Annotated in this window: 22 protein-coding genes and 1 tRNA gene; 20 read left to right on the top strand and 3 right to left on the bottom strand. The window is 52.7% G+C overall.

Translation table 11 applies throughout. The features are described from left to right. The first annotated feature begins 17 nt into the window (after positions 1-17). The 14 genes from MUB23_RS12580 to MUB23_RS12645 all read left to right on the top strand — a co-directional run bounded on the left by MUB23_RS12580 (position 18) and on the right by MUB23_RS12645 (position 13,305). Complete coding sequence (locus MUB23_RS12580) at positions 18-992, top strand: ABC transporter ATP-binding protein (protein WP_244800937.1); 975 nt, start codon at positions 18-20, stop codon at positions 990-992. Continuing rightward, complete coding sequence (locus MUB23_RS12585) at positions 989-1,975, top strand: ABC transporter ATP-binding protein (protein WP_244800938.1); 987 nt, start codon at positions 989-991, stop codon at positions 1,973-1,975. Before MUB23_RS12580 ends, MUB23_RS12585 begins: the two co-directional genes overlap by 4 nt. 23 nt (positions 1,976-1,998) lie before the next feature. Next, positions 1,999-3,042: an aminopeptidase gene (locus tag MUB23_RS12590; RefSeq protein ID WP_244800939.1), complete on the top strand. Its 1,044-nt coding sequence runs from the start codon at positions 1,999-2,001 to the stop codon at positions 3,040-3,042. A 440-nt stretch (positions 3,043-3,482) separates the two neighbouring features. Then, positions 3,483-4,772 carry an NAD(P)/FAD-dependent oxidoreductase gene (locus MUB23_RS12595; RefSeq protein ID WP_244800940.1) on the top strand — a complete coding sequence of 430 codons (1,290 nt, stop codon included), beginning with the start codon at positions 3,483-3,485 and terminating at the stop codon, positions 4,770-4,772. A gap of 20 nt (positions 4,773-4,792) precedes the next feature. Then, positions 4,793-5,461, top strand: a complete 669-nt coding sequence (gene cmk / locus MUB23_RS12600; RefSeq protein WP_244800941.1) for a (d)CMP kinase — start codon at positions 4,793-4,795, stop codon at positions 5,459-5,461. Then, positions 5,458-6,303: a 4-hydroxy-3-methylbut-2-enyl diphosphate reductase gene (gene ispH / locus MUB23_RS12605; RefSeq protein ID WP_244800942.1), complete on the top strand. Its 846-nt coding sequence runs from the start codon at positions 5,458-5,460 to the stop codon at positions 6,301-6,303. The genes cmk and ispH overlap by 4 nt, the downstream gene beginning before the upstream one ends. Further along, positions 6,284-7,375, top strand: coding sequence for a 30S ribosomal protein S1 (gene rpsA / locus MUB23_RS12610; RefSeq protein ID WP_244800943.1), 1,092 nt, complete (start codon positions 6,284-6,286; stop codon positions 7,373-7,375). Before ispH ends, rpsA begins: the two co-directional genes overlap by 20 nt. Before the next feature lie 310 nt (positions 7,376-7,685). After that, a complete protein-coding gene (locus MUB23_RS12615; RefSeq protein WP_244800944.1) occupies positions 7,686-8,345 on the top strand; it encodes a hypothetical protein in 660 nt (219 codons plus the stop codon). 13 nt (positions 8,346-8,358) lie between these two features. Continuing rightward, the gene (locus MUB23_RS12620; protein ID WP_244800945.1) at positions 8,359-9,747 is read left to right on the top strand and encodes a glycine--tRNA ligase; all 1,389 of its coding nucleotides are present in this window, start codon (positions 8,359-8,361) and stop codon (positions 9,745-9,747) included. A 136-nt stretch (positions 9,748-9,883) separates the two neighbouring features. Then, positions 9,884-10,585, top strand: coding sequence for a serine O-acetyltransferase EpsC (gene epsC, locus MUB23_RS12625; protein WP_244800946.1), 702 nt, complete (start codon positions 9,884-9,886; stop codon positions 10,583-10,585). Further along, positions 10,572-11,972 (top strand): cysteine--tRNA ligase, encoded by a 1,401-nt coding sequence (gene cysS / locus MUB23_RS12630; protein WP_244800947.1) that lies wholly within the window; start codon positions 10,572-10,574, stop codon positions 11,970-11,972. Before epsC ends, cysS begins: the two co-directional genes overlap by 14 nt. Then, complete coding sequence (locus MUB23_RS12635) at positions 11,957-12,367, top strand: Mini-ribonuclease 3 (RefSeq protein ID WP_244800948.1); 411 nt, start codon at positions 11,957-11,959, stop codon at positions 12,365-12,367. The genes cysS and MUB23_RS12635 overlap by 16 nt, the downstream gene beginning before the upstream one ends. Then, positions 12,364-13,104, top strand: a complete 741-nt coding sequence (gene rlmB, locus MUB23_RS12640) for a 23S rRNA (guanosine(2251)-2'-O)-methyltransferase RlmB (protein WP_244800949.1) — start codon at positions 12,364-12,366, stop codon at positions 13,102-13,104. Before MUB23_RS12635 ends, rlmB begins: the two co-directional genes overlap by 4 nt. Before the next feature lie 18 nt (positions 13,105-13,122). Further along, entirely contained in the window at positions 13,123-13,305 is a 183-nt protein-coding gene (locus tag MUB23_RS12645; protein ID WP_244800950.1) for a DUF6472 family protein, read from the top strand. A 148-nt stretch (positions 13,306-13,453) separates the two neighbouring features. Here the strand turns inward: MUB23_RS12645 and MUB23_RS12650 are convergent, their stop codons facing one another. Together MUB23_RS12650 and MUB23_RS12655 are read right to left on the bottom strand one after the other, a co-directional pair. Beyond that, positions 13,454-14,638, bottom strand: coding sequence for a winged helix DNA-binding domain-containing protein (locus tag MUB23_RS12650; protein WP_244800951.1), 1,185 nt, complete (start codon positions 14,636-14,638; stop codon positions 13,454-13,456). A gap of 112 nt (positions 14,639-14,750) precedes the next feature. After that, positions 14,751-14,823 (bottom strand) — tRNA-Thr (locus tag MUB23_RS12655). 387 nt (positions 14,824-15,210) lie between these two features. On the opposite strand from MUB23_RS12655, the gene MUB23_RS12660 reads away from it, so the two are divergent. The 3 genes from MUB23_RS12660 (at position 15,211) to MUB23_RS12670 (ending at position 17,663) form a co-directional block, all read left to right on the top strand. Next, on the top strand, positions 15,211-16,656 hold the full coding sequence (locus MUB23_RS12660) for a PH domain-containing protein (protein ID WP_244800952.1): 1,446 nt from the start codon (positions 15,211-15,213) through the stop codon (positions 16,654-16,656). After that, on the top strand, positions 16,635-16,844 hold the full coding sequence (locus tag MUB23_RS12665; protein WP_244800953.1) for a hypothetical protein: 210 nt from the start codon (positions 16,635-16,637) through the stop codon (positions 16,842-16,844). The genes MUB23_RS12660 and MUB23_RS12665 overlap by 22 nt, the downstream gene beginning before the upstream one ends. 162 nt (positions 16,845-17,006) lie before the next feature. Then, positions 17,007-17,663, top strand: coding sequence for a flavodoxin family protein (locus MUB23_RS12670; protein WP_244800954.1), 657 nt, complete (start codon positions 17,007-17,009; stop codon positions 17,661-17,663). A 71-nt stretch (positions 17,664-17,734) separates the two neighbouring features. On the opposite strand, the gene MUB23_RS12675 is transcribed toward MUB23_RS12670, so the two are convergent. After that, positions 17,735-18,916: an iron-containing alcohol dehydrogenase gene (locus tag MUB23_RS12675; protein WP_244800955.1), complete on the bottom strand. Its 1,182-nt coding sequence runs from the start codon at positions 18,914-18,916 to the stop codon at positions 17,735-17,737. Positions 18,917-19,273: 357 nt separating this feature from the next. Here MUB23_RS12675 and MUB23_RS12680 point away from each other — a divergent pair, with 357 nt between their 5' ends. Genes MUB23_RS12680 through eda form a run of 3 tightly spaced genes read left to right on the top strand, consistent with a single transcriptional unit; the run spans position 19,274 to position 24,930 of the window. Then, positions 19,274-22,585: a tetratricopeptide repeat protein gene (locus MUB23_RS12680; RefSeq protein ID WP_244800956.1), complete on the top strand. Its 3,312-nt coding sequence runs from the start codon at positions 19,274-19,276 to the stop codon at positions 22,583-22,585. A 13-nt stretch (positions 22,586-22,598) separates the two neighbouring features. Continuing rightward, positions 22,599-24,281 carry a molecular chaperone HscC gene (locus MUB23_RS12685; protein ID WP_244800957.1) on the top strand — a complete coding sequence of 561 codons (1,683 nt, stop codon included), beginning with the start codon at positions 22,599-22,601 and terminating at the stop codon, positions 24,279-24,281. A gap of 13 nt (positions 24,282-24,294) precedes the next feature. Next, the gene (gene eda, locus MUB23_RS12690; protein ID WP_244800958.1) at positions 24,295-24,930 is read left to right on the top strand and encodes a bifunctional 4-hydroxy-2-oxoglutarate aldolase/2-dehydro-3-deoxy-phosphogluconate aldolase; all 636 of its coding nucleotides are present in this window, start codon (positions 24,295-24,297) and stop codon (positions 24,928-24,930) included. Positions 24,931-24,937 lie beyond the last annotated feature (7 nt).

The following is a 24,937-nucleotide window of genomic DNA, read 5'->3' on the forward strand; positions in this document are numbered from 1 at the left end:
AAGAAGGAGGAATCGAATTGGAAGATTATATCGAAATCAAAGATCTGAAAATCAGTTTCAAATCCTATGACGGGCAGAAGCGGGTTGTGGATATTGATGAATTGAAGATTGCAAAAGGAGAGGCATATGGTCTGGTCGGAGAGAGCGGTTCCGGCAAGAGCGTGCTGGCCCTGTCCTTGCTGAAACTTTTGACGGAGCCGCCTGCGGTGATCGAGAGCGGAAGCATCCGAATCGGGAATCTGAATATTCTGCCGAAGAGTGAGCGGGAGATGGAGAATATCCGGGGAAAAAAGATAGCAATGATTTTCCAGGACCCGATGTCCACCCTGAACCCGGTCTTTACCGTGGGGCAGCAGATCATCAAAGTGATTGCGAAGAACCAGAATCTCAAAGGAAAACAGGCGCGTCAAAAAGCCCTGGAGATGATTGAGCTGGTGAAGCTTCCCGATGCGGAACAGATCATGGAAAAATATCCCCACGAGCTATCCGGCGGACAGCGGCAGCGGGTGATCATTGCGATCGCCCTGGCCTGCGGCGCAGAATTCTTGATCGCCGACGAGCCGACGAGAAATCTCGACGTCACGATCCAGGCCGGTATTTTGAAGCTTCTGGCGGAGTTGCAGAAAACGTTGAAGGTGACGGTGCTTTTTATTGCCAATAACTTGAGCCTGGTCTCTCTGACCTGCCGCCGGATCGGCCTGCTGTATCACGGACAGATCGTGGAACAAGGAGAGGTTCGGGAGATCCTGGATCATCCGGTTCACCCTTATACCAAAACCTTGCTTCAGCCTCTGCCGCAGACCGAGGAGGAAAAAGAAGCAGTCCGCCGTTCCCTGTCGGTTCAGGAAAACGCGGATCAGGGCTGCCCGTATCAATTCCGCTGTCCGAGAGCAGAGGAGATTTGTAAAAAAGAAATGCCCCCGGTCCATCAGATCGGGGAGAACCACGAGGTGCACTGCCACTTCTTAGAGGAAGGAGAAAGCGCCAGATGAGCGAGCCTTTGTTGAAGGTAGAAAACTTAAAGAAATATTATCCGATCCGCTCCGGCTTTTTCCAGAAGACCTCCCATTGGGTCAAAGCCGTGGACGGAGTGGATTTTGAGCTGAACATAGGCGAAACCCTTGGCCTGGTCGGCGAGTCGGGCTGCGGAAAGACAACTCTGGTCAATACGATTCTCCGCCTGGAAGATCCGACCGGAGGAACGGTGCGTTTTGACGGAGAGGATCTGTTCCAGTTGGGCAAGGAGGAGCTGCGCAACACCAGGCGAAAGATCCAGATTGTGTTTCAGGATCCCTTTTGGTCCTTAAATCCCCGTCTTCTCCTAAAAGACATCATCGGAGAACCGTTGAAGGTGTTTACGGATCTAAAAGGCGGAGATTATCTGAAAAAGGTGGAGGATGCCCTGGAAACCGTGGGGCTTCCCAAGTCGGCAGCCTATCAGTATCCCCATGAGTTCAGCGCTGGCCAGCGGCAGAGGATTGCCATTGCCCGTGCGATTATATTAGAGCCCAAGCTTTTGATTCTCGATGAGCCGACGTCCTCCCTGGACGTGTTATCCCAGTCCCAGGTCTTGCTTCTTTTGGAGGATTTGAAAAAGAATCTGGGAATGACCTATATCCTGATTTCCCATGATCTCAGCGTGGTCCACTATATGTCCGACAAGATCGCCGTCATGTACCTGGGAAAGGTGATGGAGTTTGGAGATTCCGACGAGGTCTTCCGCTCTCCGGCTCATCCCTATACCAAAGCTTTGTTTCATTCCATTCCGGACATCCACAGCCGGAGCCTTGACGATATCGTCTCCCTGGAAGGGACGGTTCCTAGCCCGGTCAATCCTCCCAGCGGCTGTTACTTTCATACCCGCTGTCCGTATGCCACAGACATCTGCCGCTCGAAAGCGCCGGAGCTTCTCCGTCACACGCCTGGGCGCCTTGCGGCCTGCCATCTGCTGGAAACAAACGATACTCAGTCGTAATCACTGGAAAGGAGTTATACCTCATGCCTAAAAAATTAGAATTTGAACTGATTCAAGCCGCCACCACGGTAGCCCGCGACCTGGCCCGTCTTACGCCGGGAGAAACCGTTGCGATCACCGCCGACACCCTCAGCGACGAGCGCCTGATCGATGCCGTGACCGGAGCCGCGGCCGCGGCCGGGGCCAAGCCGCTGGTACTCTGGTATCCGGCCCCGGAAGGGGTGGGAAAGGCCGCCGACAAGGATATCTCTTACCGCGCCATCGGGGAGGCCATCGGCGCCAGCGACGTGTGGCTGGAGTTCGGCTACAACTGGATTCTTTATTCCACGGCCCAGGAGATCGCAAAGGAGCGGAACCCGAAACTGCGCCATCTGTGCCTCAGCGGAATGGATACGGATATGTTTGTCCGTTTGATCGGAAAGGCCGATGCGGTGCTGTTAGCTGAGTTCCAATCGAAACTGACGGAGATGACCCGCAAGGCGGCCCATGTCAGAATCACCAATCCTTCCGGCACGGATCTGGAGTTTGACAACGATCACGAATGCCCTTTCTACTGTGAACTGGGAATCGCCGATAAGCCGGGCAGCGCTTATCTGGCCGGACAGATCTGCTGGTTTCCGAAGAATGAGACGATCCAGGGAACCCTGGTCTTCGACGGTTCTCTGAATCCGCCCTGCGGCCTCTTAACCAGCCCGGTCCGTCTGACGATTCAAAATGGATATATTAAGGAAGTAACCGGAGGCAGCCAGGCCGAAACCTTTAAAAACTGGCTGGCGGGTTTCCAGGATCCGCTGATGTACCGAATGGCTCATGTCTGCTATGGCGCCCATCCCAACGCCAAACTGACCGGCGACTGTCTGGAAGACGAGCGGATCTGGGGTTCCACCGAGTGGGGAATCGGATATCTTCCTGCCTGCGACTGCCCGCCTGACGGAATCAACGCCGCTTCCCATTGCGATGGGATCACGCTGGATTCCTCTCTCTGGCTGGACGGCGCCCAGGTTCTAAAAAATGGTCAGTTTGTCCATCCGGAACTGGTGGAGATGGCAGGGAAACTGAAAAAATGATTGCTTAACGGTGTTCAGGTTTCCCTCCGTTTTATGATGTGACGCAGGGAGGCTTAAAAAGGAACGTATTTCCGGCTGAGTCCAGAATTGAATTTTGGATCGGAAGTACGTTCTTTTTTTCATAAAATTAGTCTGAATGGATGATTCGGGCCAGGATCAGCACAAGGAAATCAAAACTCTGCCGCAGTCAAAAAGAATTTATCCTCCCTGCCGATCGTATTCTTTCGGATCCTTCTATTGAAAAAAAAGAAAAATTGTGATATGATTAACCTCAAATTTTCCACTTATCGTGCCGTGACCAGGCGAAGACAGGGCTGCCCCCTTGGGGCCTCCGCGCAAAGGAAAATGGCTGCTGACGCAGCCACGCTCCGGCGCGAGTGTGCGCAAAGCGCACACTTTATTCTGAATCAGGGAATAAGTGGAATAAAAAAGGAGCTATATTGAGCAAAATACTTGTAATTGGGGGCGGAGCCGCCGGCATGATGGCCGCGGCCGCCGCCGCCGAGGAAGGACATTCCGTCGTCCTGTACGAAAAGAATGAAAAGCTGGGGAAAAAGCTATACATCACCGGCAAAGGGCGCTGCAATGTCACGAACGCATGCGATTTTGAAAGCTTTTTCGAGAATGTTGTCAGCAATCCCAAATTTCTCTATTCCTCCTATGGCAGGTGGAACAGCTGGGATTTGATGGATTGGCTGGAGGCCCGTGGTTTAAAACTAAAGACGGAGCGGGGAAACCGGGTTTTTCCCGCCTCGGACAAATCTTCCGATGTGATCAGAACCTTTCAGAAAGCGTTGGAGCGGTTAGGGGTTGTGATCAGCTTGAATACCGAAGTGGAAGGTCTGTGGGTGGAAGAAGACCGATGCCGCGGGATTCTTATAAAAGAAACAGGAAAAATACCGGCGGATGCCGTGATTGTAGCTACCGGTGGCCTTTCTTACCCCACCACCGGTTCTACCGGTGACGGCTACCGGTGGGCTGGAAAGGCCGGCCACACGGTTACCGGCCTGCGGCCGGCGCTGGTTCCGATGGAGGCGGTGTTCGGAGACGGAACGCCTGTTTCGGAGCTCCAGGGGCTCGCGTTAAAAAATGTGGCGGTGCGGATCCAAAAAGGACAAAAAGATCTGGCCGGAGATTTTGGGGAGATGATGTTTACCCATTTCGGCGTCAGCGGCCCGGTTCTGCTATCCGCCAGCAGCGTGGCGGCCAGAGAACTGGAAAAAGGACCGCTGGAGCTTTTCATCGACTGGAAACCTGCGCTCCGGGATGATCAATTAGATGCGCGGATTCTGAGGGAATTTGAGGCGGCAAAGAATAAGCTTTTGAAGAATGTGGCGGGGAATCTCTTGCCGGTTCGGGCGGTGCCTGTCGTATTGCGTCTGTCCGGAGTGCCGCCGGAGCGCCCGGTCCATGAGGTGACGAAGGAAGAGCGGCTGCGCCTGGTTCATACCTTGAAAGAATTTCCGATGCGTCTGACCGGCCTGAGGGGCTACTCAGAGGCTGTCATCACCCAGGGAGGCATTTCGGTAAAAGAAGTCCATCCGGCTACCATGGAGTCGAAGAAAGTAAAGCATTTATTTTTCGCAGGGGAAGTCTTGGATGTGGACGCTTATACCGGCGGCTTTAATTTACAGATTGCCTGGAGCACCGGGCATGCCGCGGGAAAAGCGGCCGGAAAGCCGGAAGAGCTGGGAAACTCTTCAAAACCTGAGGGAAGACGGGAAGAATGATGGAAAAGAGGAAGGCAAATATGAACCGGAATATTGCAGTGGACGGTCCGGCCGGAGCCGGAAAGAGCACGATCGCAAAACTGGTGGCAAAAAAATTGGGGCTGGTGTATGTGGATACCGGGGCGATGTACCGGGCGATGGGAATTTATTTCCTTGGCCTGGGGCTGTCGCCGGAGGACGAGGCCGGAATCACGGAGGCCTGTTCCGGGGCAGACGTTTCCATTGCTTATGAAAACGGAGTTCAGCAGGTTTATCTGAACGGAGAGAATGTCACCGGAATGCTCCGGGAAGAGGCGGTGGGAAATATGGCGTCCCGTTCCTCCGTATACCCGCCGGTCCGGAAAAAAATGACGGAGCTTCAGCGGACGCTGGCTTCGAAAACCGCGGTGATCATGGACGGCCGGGATATCGGCACAGTGGTTCTTCCGGACGCAGCTCTCAAGATTTATTTGACGGCCAGCGTAGAAGAACGCGCGCGAAGGCGGTATACAGAGCTTTTGGAAAAAGGTCAGGCCTGCGACCGGGAAGCGATTGAACAGGATATCCGAGAGAGAGATGAGCGGGATATGAACCGTGAGACCGCGCCTCTCCGACAGGCAGAGGATGCCGTGCTGGTGGATGCGACTGAGCTTTCCATCGACCAGGTGGTAGAAAAAATCCTTAGCTTATATCAGGAGAAGGCCGGATGAAAGTCGTATTGGCGAAGTCTGCAGGGTTTTGTTTCGGCGTTAAGCGGGCGGTAGAAAAAGTTTATGACCAGGTGGCGAACGGAAAACCTCCGATCTATACCTACGGGCCCATCATCCACAATGAAGAAGTGGTGGCGGATCTGGAGGAAAAAGGCGTCCGGGTGGTCAAAGATGAAACGGAGCTTGCGCAGCTTTCTGAGGGAACGATCATCATCCGTTCCCATGGAGTCGGCCGCAGGATCCAGGAAAAAATGGAGGCTCAGGGGCTGACGGTGGTGGATGCCACCTGCCCTTTTGTAAAAAAAATTCATAAAACCGTGGAGGCCGCCTCTGAGGCTGGAGATACGGTTGTCATTGCCGGGGACAGAAATCACCCGGAAGTTATCGGAATTTGTGGCTGGAGCCACACAATACCGTATGTTGTATCGACATTAGAGGAAATTGAGACTCTCCCTCGAACAGAAAAAATGACGGTGGTAAGCCAGACAACATTTAATTATAAGAAATTTCAAGAACTAGTTGAAAAAATGGAAGAAAAGGGTTATCATAGTAGTGTTGTGAACACAATTTGCAATGCTACACAGGAACGTCAAATCGAGGCAAGGACAATAGCCAAGGGCGTGGAAGCAATGATTGTGATTGGAGGCAAGAACAGCTCCAATACGCAGAAGCTCTACGATATTTGTAAGGATGAGTGCAATCAGACTTACTATGTACAGACACTCGTTGACTTGAAAACGCAATGTTTCCCTAATGTACGTAGCGTAGGTATCACAGCAGGGGCGAGCACCCCGAATAATATTATCGAGGAGGTTCATACTTATGTCAGAAGTAAGCTTTGAACAATTATTGAATGAGGAAGGCTCATTAAACCAAATACGTACGGGAGCAGTGGTCAAAGGTACCGTGATCGGCGTAAAGGAAAACGAGATCAGCCTGAATATCGGATATAAAGCAGATGGCATTGTCACAAAGAATGAGTACACGAATGACTCTTCTGCCGATCTGACCGAACTGGTACACGTTGGTGATGAGATGGAAGTAAAAGTCCTCAAGGTAAACGACGGCGAGGGACAGGTTGCTCTTTCTTATAAGAGACTGGCTCAGGACCGCAGCAGCAAGGAACTGGAAGAGGCTTTCGAGAACAAGACGGTGCTGACGGCAAAGGTGACGCAGGTGCTGAACGGCGGCCTCAGCGTGATGGTCGACGGGATCCGTGTTTTCATCCCGGCCAGCCTGGTATCCGACGGCTATGAGAGAGATCTCAACAAATATGCGGATCAGGAGATTGAATTCGTAATCATCGAGTTTAACCCGAAGAGAAGAAGAATTATCGGCGACCGCAAGCAGATCCTGGTGGAGCGCAAAGCTGCGGCTCAGAAGGCTCTGATGGAGAGAATTGAAGAAGGAATGATCGTCACCGGAAAGGTGAAGAATCTGACCGATTTCGGCGCATTTATCGACCTTGGCGGCGCCGACGGGCTGCTTCACATCTCCGAGATGTCCTGGGGCAGAATTGAGAGTCCGAAGAAGCTCTTTAAGGTAGGCGACGAAGTAGAAGCATTTATCAAGGAGATCAAAGGCGATAAGATTGCACTGAGCCTGAAATTCCCGGATAAAAACCCTTGGGTGAACGCAGAAGAAAACTACGCAGCCGGTAATGTGGTAAGCGGTAAGGTGGCTCGTATGACCGACTTTGGCGCGTTTGTGGAACTGGAGCCCGGCGTAGACGCCCTGCTGCACGTTTCCCAGATTTCCAGAGATCATGTGGAGAAGCCGTCCGACGTGCTTTCCATCGGCCAGGAAATCCAGGCGAGAGTGGTTGATTTCAATCCGGAAGAGAGAAAGATCAGCCTGAGCATGAAGGCACTGGAGCAGGACGATGCTTCCGCAGAGGAAGACACGGAAGAGTAAGAGTAAGATTCAGGGGGCGGCTGAAAAAAGCCGCCTCTTTTGAGTTCTTCCGGAACCAAAAAAGGAAATGGCAGGCATGTCCGGCGCTTTCTTCCGCAGGAAAAACGGGGTGCGGAAGAAGCGCGGATAGGGGGAAAAGCAAGGGGATCCGGCAGTTTTTCTTTCCGGAAAGTTAATGGAAAAAGCGCTTGAAATTTATATTATTTCACGGTACACTATACTATGTTGTATTTGCGAATACAGCAGGCTTATGCGCCCTTTCGGATGGAGCGGTGGATGAGCGGGGCAAAGATATTTAGGAGGAGAGCATATGAAGGCTTGGAAAAAAGTACTGTCCGCAGCGATTACCGGGATCATGGTTCTGGCCTTGGCCGGATGCAGTTCGGTGAAGTTTGAGCCCACCGAGAGCAGTATTTTTGTAAAAAAGGATAAGACGGTTGTGAGTGCTGAGATGGTCAGCGTTGACAACAGCGAATTTGATACGCCGCGCTATGATGAGAATGAGATGAAGACGTTTCTTGAGACAGCGGTAAAGGAATATAATAAAGAGGCCTGCGGCCAGGATTTTGCGTATGCGAAGGATACCAAAGAGGCGCTCAATATTTCCATCGAGGAATTTAAGGTGGAGAATAAAGTTGCCGCTGCGCGTCTGAACTATGCCAGCTCCGAAGACTATCTGAAATTCAACGGCACCGAGGATTCCGGGAGTGTAAAGGATTTGATTATCGGAACGGTTGCCGATGGAATCAGCTCCGGTCTGGATTTCTCCGGTATGGTGAACGCGGACGGATCGGCCGCCGGCGTGGAAGAGATTCAGAAAAATACGAAGTATTCCCTGGTTGCCATCACTGGTCCGGCGCGCATGATGGTGGAAGGAAAGGTGCGGTATATGAGCTCCGGCGTGACGCTGGCCGATGAAAGTACGGTGGTCACCAGCGGAGATGAGACCGTTTATATTATCTTTAAATAGAGGAGACAGGAAAATGGAAAAGACGATGGACAAAATCGTAGCGCTTGCCAAGTCACGGGGCTTTGTGTATCCGGGCTCGGAAATCTACGGTGGTCTCGCCAATACCTGGGACTATGGAAACCTGGGTGTGGAACTGAAGAACAATGTGAAAAAGGCATGGTGGCAGAAATTTGTGCAGGAAAGCCCTTACAACGTGGGCGTGGACTGCGCAATCCTGATGAACAGCCAGACCTGGGTGGCCTCCGGACATCTGGGCGGTTTCAGCGATCCGCTGATGGATTGCCGGGAGTGCCACGAGCGTTTTCGCGCCGATAAAATCATCGAAGACTACTGTCAGGAAAAGGGAATCGAGCTGGACGGTTCGGTGGATGGATGGAGCCAGGAGCAAATGAAAGGCTTTATCGACGAGCATCAGATTCCTTGTCCTACCTGCGGAAAGCATAATTTCACGGATATCCGGCAGTTCAACCTGATGTTCAAGACGTTCCAGGGCGTCACCGAGGACGCAAAAAATACGGTTTACCTGCGCCCGGAGACGGCTCAAGGCATCTTCGTCAATTTCAAAAATGTACAGCGGACTTCCCGGAAGAAGATTCCCTTCGGCATTGCCCAGATTGGAAAATCCTTCCGGAATGAGATTACCCCTGGAAACTTCACCTTCCGGACCCGCGAGTTTGAGCAGATGGAACTGGAATTTTTCTGCAAGCCCGACACGGACCTGGAGTGGTTCGACTATTGGAGAAAAACCTGTATCAACTGGCTTCAGACTCTTGGCATTCGTCCGGAGGAGATGCGGGTCAGAGACCATTCTCCGGAAGAGCTGAGTTTCTACAGCAAAGCCACCAGCGATATTGAATTCCTGTTCCCCTTCGGCTGGGGTGAGCTTTGGGGGATTGCGGACCGGACCAACTACGATTTGACTCAGCATCAGAATGTATCCGGCGAGGATATGGGCTATTTTGACGATGAGGCGAAAGAGAAGTATATTCCTTATGTCATCGAGCCTTCGCTGGGGGCGGACCGTGTGACCCTTGCCTTCCTCTGCAGCGCCTATGATGAGGAAGAGATCGGAGAGAACGACGTCCGCACGGTGATGCATTTCCATCCGGCCATCGCGCCGGTGAAGGTCGGCGTCCTACCCCTCTCCAAAAAACTGAACGAGGGTGCGGAGAAGGTTTACGCCGAGCTTTCCAAGTATTATAATTGTGAGTTCGACGACCGCGGCAATATCGGCAAGCGGTACCGCCGCCAGGATGAGATCGGCACACCGTTCTGTGTGACCTTTGATTTCGATTCGGAGACGGATGGGGCTGTGACGGTCCGTGACCGGGATTCGATGGAGCAGGTCCGGGTTCCGATTGCCGGGCTGAAATCCTATTTTGAGGATAAATTTCGGTTTTAATTAACAAGCGAGGGAAGAAAAATAAACTGTCATTCTGCGCCGGAGCGGGCGGAACGCGTGGCGTTTCAAACGCTTGGCCGGAATGACAGTTTTTGCTTCACTAGTCTGGCAGAATTTTCATGTGAGGAGAGAGAGCATGGGATTGATCCACCATGTAAAGGAAGAATTTACGATTATCAAGGAGCGGGACCCGGCAATCAAATCGCCGATGGAGGTTCTGCTGTATCCTAGTTTTCGGGCCATGCTGCACTACCGGACGGCCCATAAGCTGTATTTGCAGAAGCATTATTTCCTGGCCCGCTGGATTTCCCAGAGAACAGCCAGAAAAACCGGTATCGAGATTCATCCGGGAGCCCGGATCGGCAAGGGCTTTTTTATCGACCACGGCCATGGCGTTGTGATCGGCGAGACCACGATCATCGGGGACAATGTAACCCTGTTCCAGGGCGTCACCCTGGGAGGCACCGGAAAAGAGACCGGAAAGCGCCATCCGACCTTAGAGGATAACGTGATGGTCAGCACCGGCGCCAAGATCCTCGGTTCCATCACCATCGGAGCCAACTCAAAAATCGGCGCGGGAAGTGTGGTTTTGCGGCCTGTGCCGCCGAATTCCACGGTGGTCGGCGTGCCGGGGCGGATCGTCAAGCAGGATAACGTGCGGATCCCCAGGGACGACATGGACCAGGTTCATCTGCCGGATCCGGTGCTGGCGGATATCGACCAGCTGAAAAAAGAAAATGAGTGCCTGAAAGCTGCGGTGGAGCGCATTGAGAGAACTCTCTCCGGCGCGCCGGAGCACAAAGAGGCGGTGAAGGAGGAATTTCATGAAGATTTATAATACTCTGACAAAGAAAAAAGAAGAATTTGTCCCGATTGAGCCCGGAAAGGTGCGGATGTACGTCTGCGGCCCGACGGTCTACAATCTGATTCATATTGGAAACGCGCGCCCGATGATTTTCTTTGACACGGTGCGCCGTTATTTTGAGCATAAAAATTATCAGGTGAATTTTGTCTCGAATTTTACGGACGTGGACGATAAGATCATCAAGAAAGCTGTGGAAGAGGGTGTCGATTCTTCGGTGATTTCCGAGCGTTATATCGCCGAGTGCAAGAAGGATATGGAAGGAATGAACGTCCGCCCTGCCACGACTCATCCTCTGGCGACCCAGGAAATCGGCGGCATGATCGAGATGATTGCCACATTGATTGAAAAAGGCTACGCCTATGCGGCGGCGGACGGCACGGTGTATTTCCGGGTCAGAAAGTTTGCCGACTACGGCAAACTTTCGGGTAAAAACCTGGACGACCTTCAGTCCGGTAACCGGTCTCTGCTTGTCTCCGGCGAAGAGCAGAAGGAAGATCCGATGGACTTTGTTCTCTGGAAGCCGAAAAAAGAGGGCGAGCCTTACTGGGAGTCCCCTTGGTGCCAGGGCCGTCCGGGCTGGCATATTGAGTGCTCAGTGATGTCGAAAAAGTATCTGGGAGATCAGATCGACATCCACGGCGGCGGGGAGGATCTGGTTTTCCCGCACCATGAGAATGAGATCGCCCAGAGCGAGGCCACCAGCGGAAAGGAGTTCGCCCATTACTGGATGCACAACGCATTCCTCAACATCGACAATAAGAAAATGTCCAAGTCTCTGGGAAATTTCTTTACCGTCCGGGACATCAGTGAAAAATATGATTTGCAGGTGCTGCGCTTCTTTATGCTGAGCGCTCACTACCGCAGCCCGCTGAATTTCAGCGCCGACTTGATGGAGGCGGCAAAGAACGGCTTAGATCGGATCGTAACTGCAGCGCAAAAGCTTGCCGAGGAGAAAGAGCGCGCCCAGGATACGCCGATGACGGCGGAGGAAAAAGCTGCCGTGGACGGCTTTGTGGCGAAATTTGACGCGGCCATGGACGATGATTTCAACACGGCGGATGCGATCTCAGCAGTATTTGAGTTGGTGAAATACGCAAATACCCAGATGGCGGCGGGAACCGGCAAAGAGTTTACCGCCTATCTTTCCGAGAATGTGGAGATGCTCTGTGAGATCCTGGGCATCGTGACCGAAAAGAAAGAGGAGATGCTGGATGCGGACATCGAAGCTCTGATTGAAGAGCGCCAGGCGGCGAGAAAGGCAAAGAATTTTGCCCGCGCCGATGAAATCCGGGATCTGCTGGCGGCAAAGGGCATCCTTTTGGAGGATACGAGAGAAGGAGTAAAATGGAAGAAAGCATAAGGGAGGCATTTGGGCTTGGGGGCAGCGATGTCCGGGCCTACTCCCCGCTGACCTTGGCTTTTCTCGGCGATGCTGTCTTTGAACTGGTGATCCGTACGATGATTGTGGAAAAAGGAAATCAGCCTCCGAAGCAGCTTCATCTGGCCAGCAGCAAGTTGGTTAAAGCGGAGACTCAGTCGAGGATGGCGGAACTTCTTCTGCCGGAGTTTACGGAAGAGGAACTGGCCGTATACCGGCGCGGGCGCAACGCCCATCCGGGCACGACGGCCAAACATGCGGCTACCGGAGATTACCGGCGGGCCACCGGCCTGGAGGCTTTGATGGGATATCTCTATCTGAGCGGACAGGAACAAAGGATGATTGCTCTGATCCGGCAGGGCTGGGAGATGTTATGAGAATGGAAGAATATACCATAGAAGGCCGCAACGCGGTCATAGAGGCCTTTCGCTCCGGCCGGTCGATCGATAAGGTGTTTGTCCAGGAAAAATGCCAGGACGGGCCGATTCAGACCGTACTTCGGGAAGCGAAAAAACGGGGAACCATCGTAAAGTTTGTCTCCAAGGAGCGGCTGGACGGGATGTCTGAGGCGGGAAAGCATCAGGGGGTCATTGCCTATGCGGCTGCCTACGAATATGCTTCCGTGGAGGAGATCCTGGCGCTGGCGGAGCAAAAGGGAGAGCCGCCGTTTTTATTTCTGCTGGACGGCATTGAGGATCCCCACAATTTGGGGGCTATCATCCGGACAGCGAATCTGGCCGGAGCCCACGGCGTGATTATTCCGAAGAACCGGGCGGTTGGCCTGACGGGAACCGTGGCGAAGACCTCCGCCGGAGCTTTAAACTATACGCCGGTGGCAAAGGTAACCAACCTGACCAAGACCATGGAAGAGCTAAAGGAAAAAGGGCTCTGGTTTGTCTGCGCCGATATGCAGGGGGATTTGATGTACCGCTTGGATCTGAAAGGGCCGATCGGCCTTGTGATCGGCAGCGAAGGCGACGGCGTGTCGAGGCTGGTCCGGGAGCACTGTGATATGGTGGCCTCCATTCCGATGAAAGGGGATATCGATTCCCTGAACGCATCGGTGGCCGCAGGCGTTTTGGCCTATGAGATCGTTCGCCAGCGGCTGGGATAGGGGGGCGCCGGAGGAACGATGAAGGGACCTGGTGGGTGCGAATACTGCGCCAATTATGAGTACGACGAAGAATTCGAGTGCTATTCCTGCGTGATGAATCTGGACGAGGACGAGATGGCAAGATTTCTCCGGGATGAATTCAGGGACTGCCCTTATTTTCAGATGGGAGATGAGTACCGGATCGTTCGGAAACAGATTTAAGTGGAAGCCGAAGTTTATTTCTGGACGAAGGGCGTCCGGACGGAAGAAAGTCTGCCGGACAGCATGAAAAACGGATAACAAAAAATAAGGATGCGGCAGGCCGTGGAATATCGGCCGGAAGCGTCCTCATTTTTTGGCAGAATTCTTTTTAGAAGATCTCCACCTTTGTCAGCTTGAGCCGCCGGAAGGCAGCATATTCCTCGGCCAGTTCAGAAAGCCTCGGCGTCTCCGGATGTCCGGTCCACAAGGTTATTTTGATTTCCATTCCGTTCCCTTTCTTTTTGCCGGTCCAGATCCCGATGATTTCCCCGCGGGACAAAACAACGCCTGGATTTGTCTGCAGCTTCCAGATTTGTTTGTGGAGGGAGGGATCCGGCTGTAAAACAAAACGGTCGCGCTGATCCAGATAAGGATCGTGGCCTCCCAGAAGGAGCAGGTCCCTTTGCGGGGCGTCCGGCGAAAACAGCCGGTCCTTGTCGGCCGCCAGAATATAAGCTTTTTTCCCAGCCGCCAGGACCGGTTCGATCTCTTCTGATACGGTTTCCCACAGGCGCCGCCCCTGGCCTCTGGAGCATCCCAGCCATCGGAGAAAGGAATCCAAGGTAGCCGGGCCGTAGCAGCGGAGAAATTTCCGGACCAGTTGTTTCTGCGCGTCTTCTCCGATTTTCAGAGAATGCCCCGCCCAGCTTTGATAGGAAGTAAAAGTGGGGCTGATCCCTTCGCGTTCCCCGAAGACTACCAGGCCATGAAAAGAGGCTGGGCGGAGAAAGAAAGAGACCGCAGCCCCTCCCACCGTTTGTTTGCCGGGATTTCCATACATGGACGGCCGGTTCCACAATCCCTGTTTTGCGGCAGGCAGCAGAGGGAGCATCCAACCGGCGATGGTTTGGTCCAGTTCGGTTTTGCTGACAATCCGGCGGCCGTTTAATTGGGGCATAACCGAAAGGAAGATCCGGAATAGTTCCTCGAAGGACATCTGCAAGAAGTCCAGAGCAAGGAGAATTCCATTGGTGTAGATCCAAGGTTCTTCGTTTTCCGGGATAAGTGCGGACAAAAAGACATCACTCTCCTCAGCAGGAAAAACCACAGGTGCTCCCCGCAGGCTCCACGCCTGAATCAGGGACTTTTCTTGGTAAAGCAGACGTTCCATCTCCGCTGGCGGGCAGTCGGGAATGCGGTTGAATAACGCGGTTTCCCATGCGCCAGGCGGGGTGTTCTGCATTCCGCAGGCGCCGGCGAGCTGGTTTGGATCCGATTTGGGATTGATGACGTCCAGATGGTGGGAGTGGAGCCGGTAATAGCGGATTTGATCCACGCTAAGTTCATGATTCATAAAATAACTCCTTTTCCTATGTGAAATCACAGATCCATACATAGAGAGGCGGCAGAGGCCTGTCCGTGTTTTCAATACAAAAAAACCCAGAAACCAAAGTTTCCGGGCTTCCAGCTGCTAAGCGGATTTGAACCGCTGACCTCATCCTTACCAAGGATGCGCTCTACCGGCTGAGCTATAGCAGCAAGGTTTCAGCGGCGTTTTTTGTGGTGACCGCGTCAACATGACATAATATACTATAAATCAACGGGTTTGTCAAGGGATAATTTCAAAAAACTTCGTAAGTTTTTTGCAGGGAAGCAGCAATGAGGAAAATTCGGAACAATCCTGGTTTGACAAGAAAAGTTGCTTCAATCCATGGAAAAGACAGGAGACGCGTTAAAACAGCAGCAAGAGATTGACAACCAAGCGGTTCCGCAATACACTAGGAATAAATGTCTGCTGGATGTGACGGGAGGGGGATAAAGTGAAACAATTCGCAAAAATCACACGGATTCATAACCCGGATTTTGGGTGCGAAGGCCGTCTGGCCGCAGACCGGGGGAAAGAAGAAAAATGGAGGATCCACTATCATGGTTGATTGGGTGATCAATGGGATATTACTTCTTTGCTTTTATCCGATTCTTTTGATACTATATTTTTGTTTGAAGAAACAGGGAAAGTACAAAGACGGAAAGGTGTTGGGCGTGGCGCTTTATCCGGCGGCCTGGGAGGCGGAGGGGGCGCAGGAAATCTGCCGGCGCTTTCTGCGTTCCTTGAGACGGATTACCGGGGGGCTTGCGGTGATTCCTTTTGCCGGGCTTTTGCTTCCCTGGATTTCGCTCTTCTTAATGGTTTTGCTTTTTTGGACGGTGGCAGCTATTGTTCTGCCTTATTTCCCTTTTATCCGGGCGCATCACGAGCTGATCCGGTGGAGGCAGGAACAGGGCTGGGAGACAGCTTTTCCAAAGGCCGGCCAAGCGGTATCCGGCGGAGAGGAGAAGACGGGGCCTGTTTGGTATCTGCTGTTGATTTGTCTCTTGGCTGGTCTGCTTCCTCTAATTTACACCGCATCCAAAGGGAAGATAACCGGCGAGCTTGCGCCGGTTATCGTATATTGGGCCGGTAATTTGCTTTTGATTCTTGCTCTTTTCTTGGTTTCCTTAAAAAGTAAAGGAACACAGAGCATCACAAATTTGGCGGACGCAGCGGAAGCGATACGAAAGAGAGAGTGGTTTTCCTGCGCGTTTTTCTCCTCTCTTATGGCGGCGGCGGGGAACTGGTGTGTGTGGCTGGGGGCGGGAAATTTGACATGGCTGCTCGTAGCCGGTGGTTTCTTTTATCTTTTGATTGGACTGCGCGTCTTTTGGACGGTATTTCTCACGTGGAAAAAGCAGGAACGGATGAAACGGGATCAGGGGATCGATTCGATTTCCGCCCAGGAGGATTCTTGGATCGATGGGATGATCTACTGCAATCCTTCCGACTCCAGATTTCTGGTCAATGATCCGGTCGGATTCGGGACCACCGTGAATATCGGAAAACGAAGCGGACGGATTCTCACCGGATTCAGTGTGGCTTTGATCGCGCTGATGCCGTTGCTTGGGTATTGGCTGGTTGCGGAAGAATTTACGCCGATTCGCTGGGAAATCACACCGGAGGCGGTGATCCTCAGACACGTGTGGGAGGAGGATCAAATCCCGTTTCAGGATGTGCAGTCCGTAGAATGGCTGGATTCTCTTCCCAAAATCAGCCGACAGAAGGGAAGCAGCATCGGGGAGATGAGAAAGGGAAAATATCGGGTAGAAGGGATGGGTACCTGCTCTCTTTATCTGAATCGGAAAGATGAGAAATACTTGCTGATTCGAACCGGGGAGGAGACCTATCTGGTGAACGGAGAGCAGGAAAGCGATACGGAAAGTTTATATCTAAATTTTGAAAAAATAGGAATATTTTCCAGGGGCACGTCCTATAATGAATTAGATGCTTTTAAAAAGCGAAATATAGGAGGGATCGTATGGCGAGAGGGGTTCGGATGACCTTTGAAGAAAAAATCCATGAGCTGGACGCCAAAATACGCGTTTCAGAGGATAAGTTGGAGGCTTTAAAGAGCGAACGGGAAGAACTGGCTGCGAAACGCCGGGAGGAAGAATTGGGACAGCTGTATAATCTGATGCAGGAAAAAAGCGTATCGGTTTCCGAGCTGAAAGCAATCCTGGAAAAATGAACGACGAAAAAGCGGTGACAATCAGCGGGATTTTCAATTATGCTGGAGGTTCCCGCTTTTTTGTTTCTTCGATCGGAAATTCCTCGAAGAAAAGGCAGAAAGGGAAAACGGCCGAATCCATGGAACATGGTTACCCGAAAAAGAATAGGAGAGGAACGGATCATGAAAGTTGTACTGATACACGGGCAGAACCACAAAGGATCAACCTACCGGATCGGAAGAATGCTGGCGGAGAAAATTTCCGGGGAGATCACGGAGTTTTTTCTGCCCAGGGATTTTGGGGAGTTTTGCACAGGATGCACCGCCTGTTTTATGAAAGGGGAAACCTGCTGTCCTCATTATGAGAAACTGGAGCCGATAAACCGGGCGATGAAGGCCTTTCTGGACCACTATGGATATCGCTGGATGGTGCACCGGCCGGAAAAGTCGATGTTTACCAAGCAGGCGGTCTGCATATCAACGGCAGCGGGCGGGGGGATGAAGTCAACCAACAAGGATATGGCGGACAGTCTTTTTTTCTGGGGGATTCCAAAGATTTACCGGTATGGGCTGGCGGTTTACGCGACATCCTACAGTCAGATCAAAGACAAAATAAAAAGAAAGATCGATTTGGAGACCACGGAGCTGGCCGATCGGATACGGAAGGACCATGGGCATGTCAGTCCAGGCATCAAGACAAGGGCCTGGTTTTTTATCCTTCATTTGGCACAGCGGAAAGGAGCCGTGGAGGCGGATCGGATTTACTGGAAAGAAAAGGGGTGGACGGGCAGAAAACGTCCCTGGAAAACGGAACATTCCTCACAGGGGAATGAGAACTGAAACAGGAGGAGCCGGCAGAAGATTCTGCCGGCTCTATTGAAAAAAGGTATGAAAAAAATGGGATGGCTGTTTTAGAAATCAACTTCCTTGCCGTAGTAGATGGCGGTAAATAATTGCTCCATCTGGGCGGGAGTGATTGCGCGGGGATTGGAGCCCGTGCAGGCGTCTCCGACGGCATTTTCTGCAATCGCGGCGATCTTTTCTTTGAATTCTTCTTCCTGGATGCCGAATTCTTTCAGGGTCTTCGGGATGCAGAGCTTCTGGTTGAATTCGTTGATCTTTGCCCGGAGAGCTTCCATCAGCTCCTCGTCCGTGTTTCCGGAAAGACCGGCGGCGCGGGCAATTTCTGCGTAGCGGGCCATTGCTTCCGGCGTTTTTGCATTATATTTAATGACGTAAGGGAGGTACATCGCATTGGCTAAACCGTGGGTGATATGGCCGGTGGAGAAGACGGCGCCGGTCTTGTGAGCCATGGAATGGACGATTCCCAAAAGTGCGTTGGAAAATGCCATGCCGGCCAGACACTGGGCGTAGTGCATCTGCTCGCGGGCTTCTTTGTCCCCATCGTAGGAGGCGGGCAGATACTCAAATACCATCTGGATGGCCTTGATCGCCAGCGGATCCGTAAACGGAGTGTGGAGCGTAGAGACGTAAGCCTCGATCGCATGGGTCAGGGCGTCCATGCCGGTATAAGCCGTCAGGCTCTTCGGCATCGTCTCGGCCAGAACCGGATCCACAATCGCCACGTCAGGGGTAATATTGAAATCGGCCAGAGGGTATTTGATTCCCTTGGCGTAGTCTGTGATGACGGAAAATGCCGTAACCTCGGTCGCCGTACCGGAAGTCGAAGGAATCGCGGCAAATTTTGCTTTCTGGCGAAGCTCCGGGAAGTTGAACGGAGTGATCAACTCCTCGAAGGTGGTATCCGGATATTCATAGAAAGCCCACATGGCCTTGGCAGCGTCGATGGGAGAACCGCCGCCCATGGCGACAATCCAATCCGGTCCAAATTTCCTCATCGCCTCCGCGCCCTTCATCACGGTTTCCACCGAAGGGTCCGGCTCAACATTCTCAAAAAGCTGGACTTCCATTCCGGCCTCTTTCAGATAATCCACAACCTGATCCAGGAATCCAAAGCGCTTCATCGAACCGCCGCCGACAACCACGATGGCCTTCTTTCCTTTCAGCGTCTTCAGAGTTTCCAGACTTCCTTTTCCATAATAAATATCTCTCGGTAATGTAAAACGTGCCATGATATGTGACCTCCCATTTGTATTTGATCTATCTGTAACGTAGTATAAACGAGGTTCTGGTCTTTGTCAATAGGAAATGTCAATAAAATAACAATCAAGTTTAAAATTTAACAAAATGTTCACAAATTCTATTTTTTCCCTTTCAAGATCCGGGAAACCCCTGTAGAAATTCGCATGGTTTCTGTAAAAGGATTCCTTTTTCCGGAGGAATATGGTAGAATAATTCGAGTGGCCGAGAGAGCGGCGCCGGGAAGCTGGGGCGAGAGAGAACCCGGTGGAAAGGTAGAATGCTGCGGCAGGAGGTCAATAGCAGGATGGTTGGGATAAGGATATCCATCGATCAGAAATAGGAGCGGTATGGACGAAAAGTTAGCATTTGCGGTATTGGAAATCAGCGAGACCAAGGACGAGAATGAGATTAAGACGGCTTACCGGAAAAAGCTGGTACAGACCAACCCGGAGGATGATCCCAAAGGCTTTTTACGGCTGCGGGAAGCCTATGAGGCTGCCTGCGCATACGCCAGAAAAGAGGAACTGGTCTTCACAAAGGAGGATACGCCGGTCAATCGGTGGATGGAGCGTGTAGAAGAGATATACGGAAATCTTCCGGAACGGCTGAATTTGGATAATTGGAAAGAGCTGGTGCACGATGAGGTGTGTCTGGGACTGGATACGGTGGAAGATGCGAAACAGGCGCTGTTTTCTTTCCTGGCCGACCATTTTCGGCTGACGCCGGATATCTGGCGACTGCTCGACGATGCGTTCTTGATCCGGGAAGAGCAGGCGGAATATAAGGAAAAGCTGCCGGCCGAGTTTGTGGATTTCATGGTTTATCAGTGCGACAGGGAGGATTCTTTCCCCTATGAATATCTGGATGGGGCGAGGGATGCCGATTATGATACCTTTATCAGCCAGTTATTTGAATTGATCCACCGTCTGGATGACAGGGACACCGAGGGGGCGGAAGAAATTTTTCGGAATCTGGAAGCACTTTCGATCTCACACCCCTGGGCGAAGCTGGAAAAGGCACGCTATGATTATCTGAAAGGGAAAAATGAGGAGGCCGCCGAAGAGGCGGAAGCGCTTCTGGCCGCCTATGATGAAATCCGAATCCTCGTGATCGGCTGCGATATTCTTTGGGAGAGCGGAAAGAGGGAGCGGGGGGCGGAACTTTGCCGGAAGATCCTGGAACGGATTCCGGATCACTACAATGCGAACCGCAGGCTGGCCCGCTGGCATCTGGAGCAGAAGGAATTTGAGAAGGCGAGAGAATACTGCATCGCCGCCCTTCGCATCTCCGACAGCGAGGAAGCCCTGACCGAGGATTTGAGGGAGATCAACCGCGGTCTGATGGGCGGATTAAAAGAGAAATGTATCGACAGCCCGGATATCAAGCCTCACCTGGAGCTGGGCTGGTGCTACCTGCAAAATGAGATGCCGGAGGAGGGAGCCTTACTTTTAGAGCCATTGACTCCCGAACCGGAAAATGAAGCGGAGTACCACAGTCTTTTAGGACGGCTTTATTATACGATGAAACGCTTTGCCGATGCGGCGGAGCAGGGAAATCTATGGCGTTTGGCCATTGAGCAGGAAAATCCGGAGGATGAGAAAGAGCGGGAAGAAATACCTGCCCGGCTGGCCTCCGCCTGGGAGCTGACGGCAAAGGCCCATCACCGTCTGGGAACTTCCGATCCCGACTATCTGGAAAAAGCTCTGGCGGAAATCCAAAAGTCCGTGGAATATCAGCCGAGAGAACTGGAATATTCCATGGAAGAAGCCACGATCCGGATGGAGCAGAAGGAATACCAGAAAGCAGTGGATGTCTGTGACCGGATGCTGACGGTGGACGAAGGATACTTTTGGGCGTATATTGTCCGCCAGGAGGCTTATTACCACCTGGGAAGAGGGCAGGAAGTCATTGATGACTTCTACCAGGCCAAGCGGATCTTTGCCAGGTATCCCCGCATGTATGAATGGTCGGTCAAAGCGTTTTTGGAGCACGACCAGCTGGATGATGCGGAAGATATCTTTAAGCAGGCGGAAGAGGCGGAGGTGGACAGCCTGGAGCTGCAGCTTTCCCGCGCGGTTTTAAAAAGACGTCAGGCGGAGCGGAGCGGGGACTATCAGGAAGCCTACGACTACTGCCGCGAAGTACGGAATAAAGTGAAGGAAGCCAAGGCGGAGAAGGAAAAACTGGCGGAGATCGACGGAGAGCTGGCCAAGTGCTGCCGCCGTTTGGAGCGGTATGAAGAAGGGCTTGAGGCCATCGAGGAAGCCATCCGGATTGAACCGGACAGCCGTCATTTCTGGGTGAAAGCCCATATACTGGCGGAGCAGGGGAAGACGGAGGAGGCTTTAAAGCTTCTGCTTTTGTGTGAAAAAGACTATGGCTCCACAGCAAATATCTGCTGGCCCATCGCCCGCTGCTATGAGCGGCTGGGAAAAAAAGAGAACGCCATTGAATACTTTAAGAAGGTGCTGGAGGATGAGCCGGACAATTCAGAGGCAAACGGAGAAATTGCAGGGCTGTACCGGCAGCTTTTGCAGTCTACGGAGGATCTGAAATATTATGACGAGGGCCTGCCCTATGCGGACCGGCAGCTGGAGATGGACCAATCGGTTTACTACTACATAGAACGCGGCCTGCTCCACATGGCCGCCTGCCGCTGGGATCCGGCAGAGGCTGATTTTTTGGAAGCGGCGAGGCTGGACCCCGACAGTACCCATGCGTATAATAATCTGGGATGCGTATACAAATATACCCGCCGGTTTGAGAAGGCGCTGGAGGCTTTCCGCGAGGCGATCCGGGCTTCGGAAAAAGAGTCGAACCCCAAAGCATACGGGAATCTGGCGGACTGCTATGAGCGGATGGGCGAGTATGAAAAAGCCCTGGAGAGCTACCGGGAATATCAGAAAATGTTCCCCGACCGGAATGATGTTTACTGGGATTTCAAGGAAGTCTATGAGTATATGGGACGCTTTGAGGATGCGTACCGCGCTCTGGAGGAAGGGTTTGGGAAGAATCCTTCGGAGAGCGTGCGGCTGGATCAGGCGGACCTGCTGGTGGAGATGGGGGACTTGCGCCAGGCGATCCGGATCTGCGAAAACGTGGCTGCCTCCGGAAAGCTTACCGGGAACGCTTACCGGGATTTGGGCATGATTTATTTTTACGAGAAGGATAAGCCGCGCAAGGCCTTAAAGTTTTTTGAGAAAGCGCTGCTGAATGCGGGAAATAACGTTAACCTTTACAATAATACTTGCCTCCGGCTGATGAAAGTTCACCGTGAACTGGGAAATCCAAAGGAAGTAAAACGGTATTTTGATCTGGTGATGGAGTCCTGGAAGAAGGAGTACGGCAGCGTCGAGCTATTTGTACAGTCGCTTTACCACGAACCTTCCCGGCTGTACGATGTGGCGGTCTGCTACATTTTGATCGGGGATCTTGAGACGGCAGAGCAGTACCTAAAGCGGATTCAAAAAGCTCCGATGTGCCGGAAGTGCACCTGCAAAGAGTGTTCCGACGCGGTGGAGCTGGAGGGGATTCTGGCGGCAGAGCGCGGGGATTTCGTGCATGCGGCGGAATGCCTGGAACGTGTAGTGGCGATGATGCCGAACGATAGAGAAAGTCTTTACCGTTTGCGGAAGATTCGGAAGAAATTAGGGAAATAGAGGATGAGACTGCGTGATTATAGGAATTGATTTAGGAACAACCAACAGCCTGGCGGCGTATTTCAGCGAGGACGGTCCGAAAATTATCCCGAACCGTCTGGGAAAGCACCTGACGCCGTCCGTGGTCAGCGTCGGGGAGGACGGAGAGATCTATGTCGGTGAGACGGCGAAAGAGCGGAGAAACCTGCATCCCGACGATACGGCCCAGGTGTTTAAACGAAGTATGGGAAGCGCCAAAAAGTTTAATCTGAATGGAAAAGAGTTCACGGCGGAGGAATTGTCCTCCCTGGTGCTCCGTTCCCTGAAGGAGGATGCCGAAGCCTTTTTGGGGGAGACGGTGGAAGAGGCAGTGATCAGCGTACCAGCCTATTTCGACGATAAGCGCCGGAAAGCGACCAAGCGCGCCGGTGAACTGGCAGGACTTACAGTAGAGCGGATCATCAGCGAACCGACGGCCGCGGCCATCGCGTACGGGCTTTACGAGAAAAAGAAGAATACCCGTTTCTTGGTGTTCGACCTGGGCGGGGGAACCTTTGACGTGTCGATCCTGGAACTTTTTGAAAACATTCTGGAGGTTCGGGCCGTGGCCGGGGACAATTATCTGGGCGGTGAGGATTTCACGGAGGTGCTGGAAAAGTATTTCTGCGATCAGAAGGGCATTGACCGGGAAGACCTGGATGAAAAGACATTGGTGCAGCTGCACCGGCAGGCCGAACTTTGCAAACTGGAATTTTCCGAGGCCAGCTCCGCCGTGATCCGATGCACCATTGACGGGGAAGAGAGGGAGCTTACGGTCACCCAGAAGGATTATGAGAGCCTGTGCGAGCCTCTGCTGGAGAAAATCCGCAAACCGGTTCAGAGGAGTCTGGCTGACGCCCATATTAAGCTTGCGGATATCGACGAGGTGGTTTTGGTCGGCGGCGGGACCAAATTTCCGATTGTCCGCAGCTTCATCGTCAAGCTGTTTCGGAAGTTCCCGGACACCAGCATCAACCCGGACGAAGCCGTGGCACTGGGCGCCGCGGTGCAGGGCGCGATGAAGGAGCGGAACCAGGCGGTGAAGGAAGTGATCCTGACGGATGTCTGTTCCTTTACCCTGGGGACCGAGATCACGGTCAATAATGGAAATGGCCGGTATGAATCCGGGCATTTCTGTCCGATTATCGAGAGGAACACAGTCATTCCCGCCAGCCGCACGGAACGGTTTTATACGGTTCATGATGACCAGACCAAAGTTTCGGTCAATATCCTGCAAGGGGAGAGCCGCTTTGCCGCCAACAATCTGCTGCTGGGAGAGCTGGAGGTCCGCGTCCCCAAAAACAAGGCGGGCGCTGAGGCTGTGGATGTGACCTATACCTACGACATCAATTCTATCCTGGAGGTAGAGGTAAAAGTGCTGTCCACCGGCGAGGTAAAAAAGCAGATCATCAAGAGCCAGGACAATGAGATGACCGAGGAAGAGATTGAGCAGCGGATGGAGGAGCTTTCCTATCTGAAAATCCACCCGCGGGATCAGGAAGAAAACAAACTTTTGCTGTTTCGCTGCGAGCGCCTGTACGAGGAGAGCACCGGGGAGGAACGCCAGCGGATGGAGTATGAGATCCGGCGTTTTGAGTCGGCCTTGAATACCCAGGACCGGGGGCGGATCGAAGAAGCGAGAAGTGAGCTGAAAGAGTTTTTGAAAGACATGGACTGACGGAGGGAGTGATATGCAGGATATGCAGGGATTTTTAGACCGGCTGCGGCAGCTTCGCCTTTTGCCGGTGGTAAAATTGGATTCGCCCAATCAGGCGGTTCCTCTGGCCAAGGCTCTCCATGCCGGAGGGCTTTCCTGCGCAGAAATCACTTTCCGGACCGGCGCGGCGGAAGAATCCATCCGGCGGGTTTCAGAATGTGTCCCGGAGGTCTATGTCTGCGCCGGTACCGTGCTGACGCCCGATATGGCAAAACGAGCGGTTCAGGCCGGAGCCAAAGCCGTGATCAGTCCGGGCACCAACCGGAAAGTGGTGGAATGGTGTCTGGAACATGACGTCCCCGTGCTTCCCGGCTGCGCTACGCCAAGCGAGGTGGAACAGGCGATCCGGCTGGGGCTAAAGGCGGTCAAACTGTTTCCGGCTGAGGTGGTGGGCGGTTTGAAAATGCTGAAGGCTCTGGCCGGTCCGTATCCCGACATGTTCTTTGTGCCGACCGGGGGAATCACGCCGAAAAATTTACGGGACTATCTGGCTCTTTCAAATGTGCTTGCCTGCGGCGGCAGCTGGATTGTGCCGGAACCGGCGCTTGCCTGCGGCGACTATGGAACAATAGAGAGTCTGGCAAAAGAGGCAAAGGCTCTCCTTCTGTGAGGTGATC

The sequence above is a fragment of the Cuneatibacter sp. NSJ-177 genome, assembly GCF_022867805.1.
In the GTDB taxonomy this organism is placed as follows: domain Bacteria; phylum Bacillota; class Clostridia; order Lachnospirales; family Lachnospiraceae; genus Pseudolachnospira.

Coding starts and splice junctions, on each gene's coding strand:
- MUB23_RS12660 (WP_244800952.1), top strand. CDS start 15,211: ATGGTTGATTGGGTGATCAATGGGATATTACTTCTTTGCTTTTATCCG.
- rpsA (WP_244800943.1), top strand. CDS start 6,284: ATGTCAGAAGTAAGCTTTGAACAATTATTGAATGAGGAAGGCTCATTA.
- MUB23_RS12620 (WP_244800945.1), top strand. CDS start 8,359: ATGGAAAAGACGATGGACAAAATCGTAGCGCTTGCCAAGTCACGGGGC.
- MUB23_RS12670 (WP_244800954.1), top strand. CDS start 17,007: ATGAAAGTTGTACTGATACACGGGCAGAACCACAAAGGATCAACCTAC.
- ispH (WP_244800942.1), top strand. CDS start 5,458: ATGAAAGTCGTATTGGCGAAGTCTGCAGGGTTTTGTTTCGGCGTTAAG.
- MUB23_RS12615 (WP_244800944.1), top strand. CDS start 7,686: ATGAAGGCTTGGAAAAAAGTACTGTCCGCAGCGATTACCGGGATCATG.
- MUB23_RS12645 (WP_244800950.1), top strand. CDS start 13,123: ATGAAGGGACCTGGTGGGTGCGAATACTGCGCCAATTATGAGTACGAC.
- MUB23_RS12590 (WP_244800939.1), top strand. CDS start 1,999: ATGCCTAAAAAATTAGAATTTGAACTGATTCAAGCCGCCACCACGGTA.
- cysS (WP_244800947.1), top strand. CDS start 10,572: ATGAAGATTTATAATACTCTGACAAAGAAAAAAGAAGAATTTGTCCCG.
- MUB23_RS12635 (WP_244800948.1), top strand. CDS start 11,957: ATGGAAGAAAGCATAAGGGAGGCATTTGGGCTTGGGGGCAGCGATGTC.
- MUB23_RS12675 (WP_244800955.1), bottom strand. CDS start 18,916: ATGGCACGTTTTACATTACCGAGAGATATTTATTATGGAAAAGGAAGT.
- eda (WP_244800958.1), top strand. CDS start 24,295: ATGCAGGATATGCAGGGATTTTTAGACCGGCTGCGGCAGCTTCGCCTT.
- MUB23_RS12680 (WP_244800956.1), top strand. CDS start 19,274: ATGGACGAAAAGTTAGCATTTGCGGTATTGGAAATCAGCGAGACCAAG.
- MUB23_RS12585 (WP_244800938.1), top strand. CDS start 989: ATGAGCGAGCCTTTGTTGAAGGTAGAAAACTTAAAGAAATATTATCCG.
- cmk (WP_244800941.1), top strand. CDS start 4,793: ATGAACCGGAATATTGCAGTGGACGGTCCGGCCGGAGCCGGAAAGAGC.
- epsC (WP_244800946.1), top strand. CDS start 9,884: ATGGGATTGATCCACCATGTAAAGGAAGAATTTACGATTATCAAGGAG.
- MUB23_RS12665 (WP_244800953.1), top strand. CDS start 16,635: ATGGCGAGAGGGGTTCGGATGACCTTTGAAGAAAAAATCCATGAGCTG.
- MUB23_RS12650 (WP_244800951.1), bottom strand. CDS start 14,638: ATGAATCATGAACTTAGCGTGGATCAAATCCGCTATTACCGGCTCCAC.
- rlmB (WP_244800949.1), top strand. CDS start 12,364: ATGAGAATGGAAGAATATACCATAGAAGGCCGCAACGCGGTCATAGAG.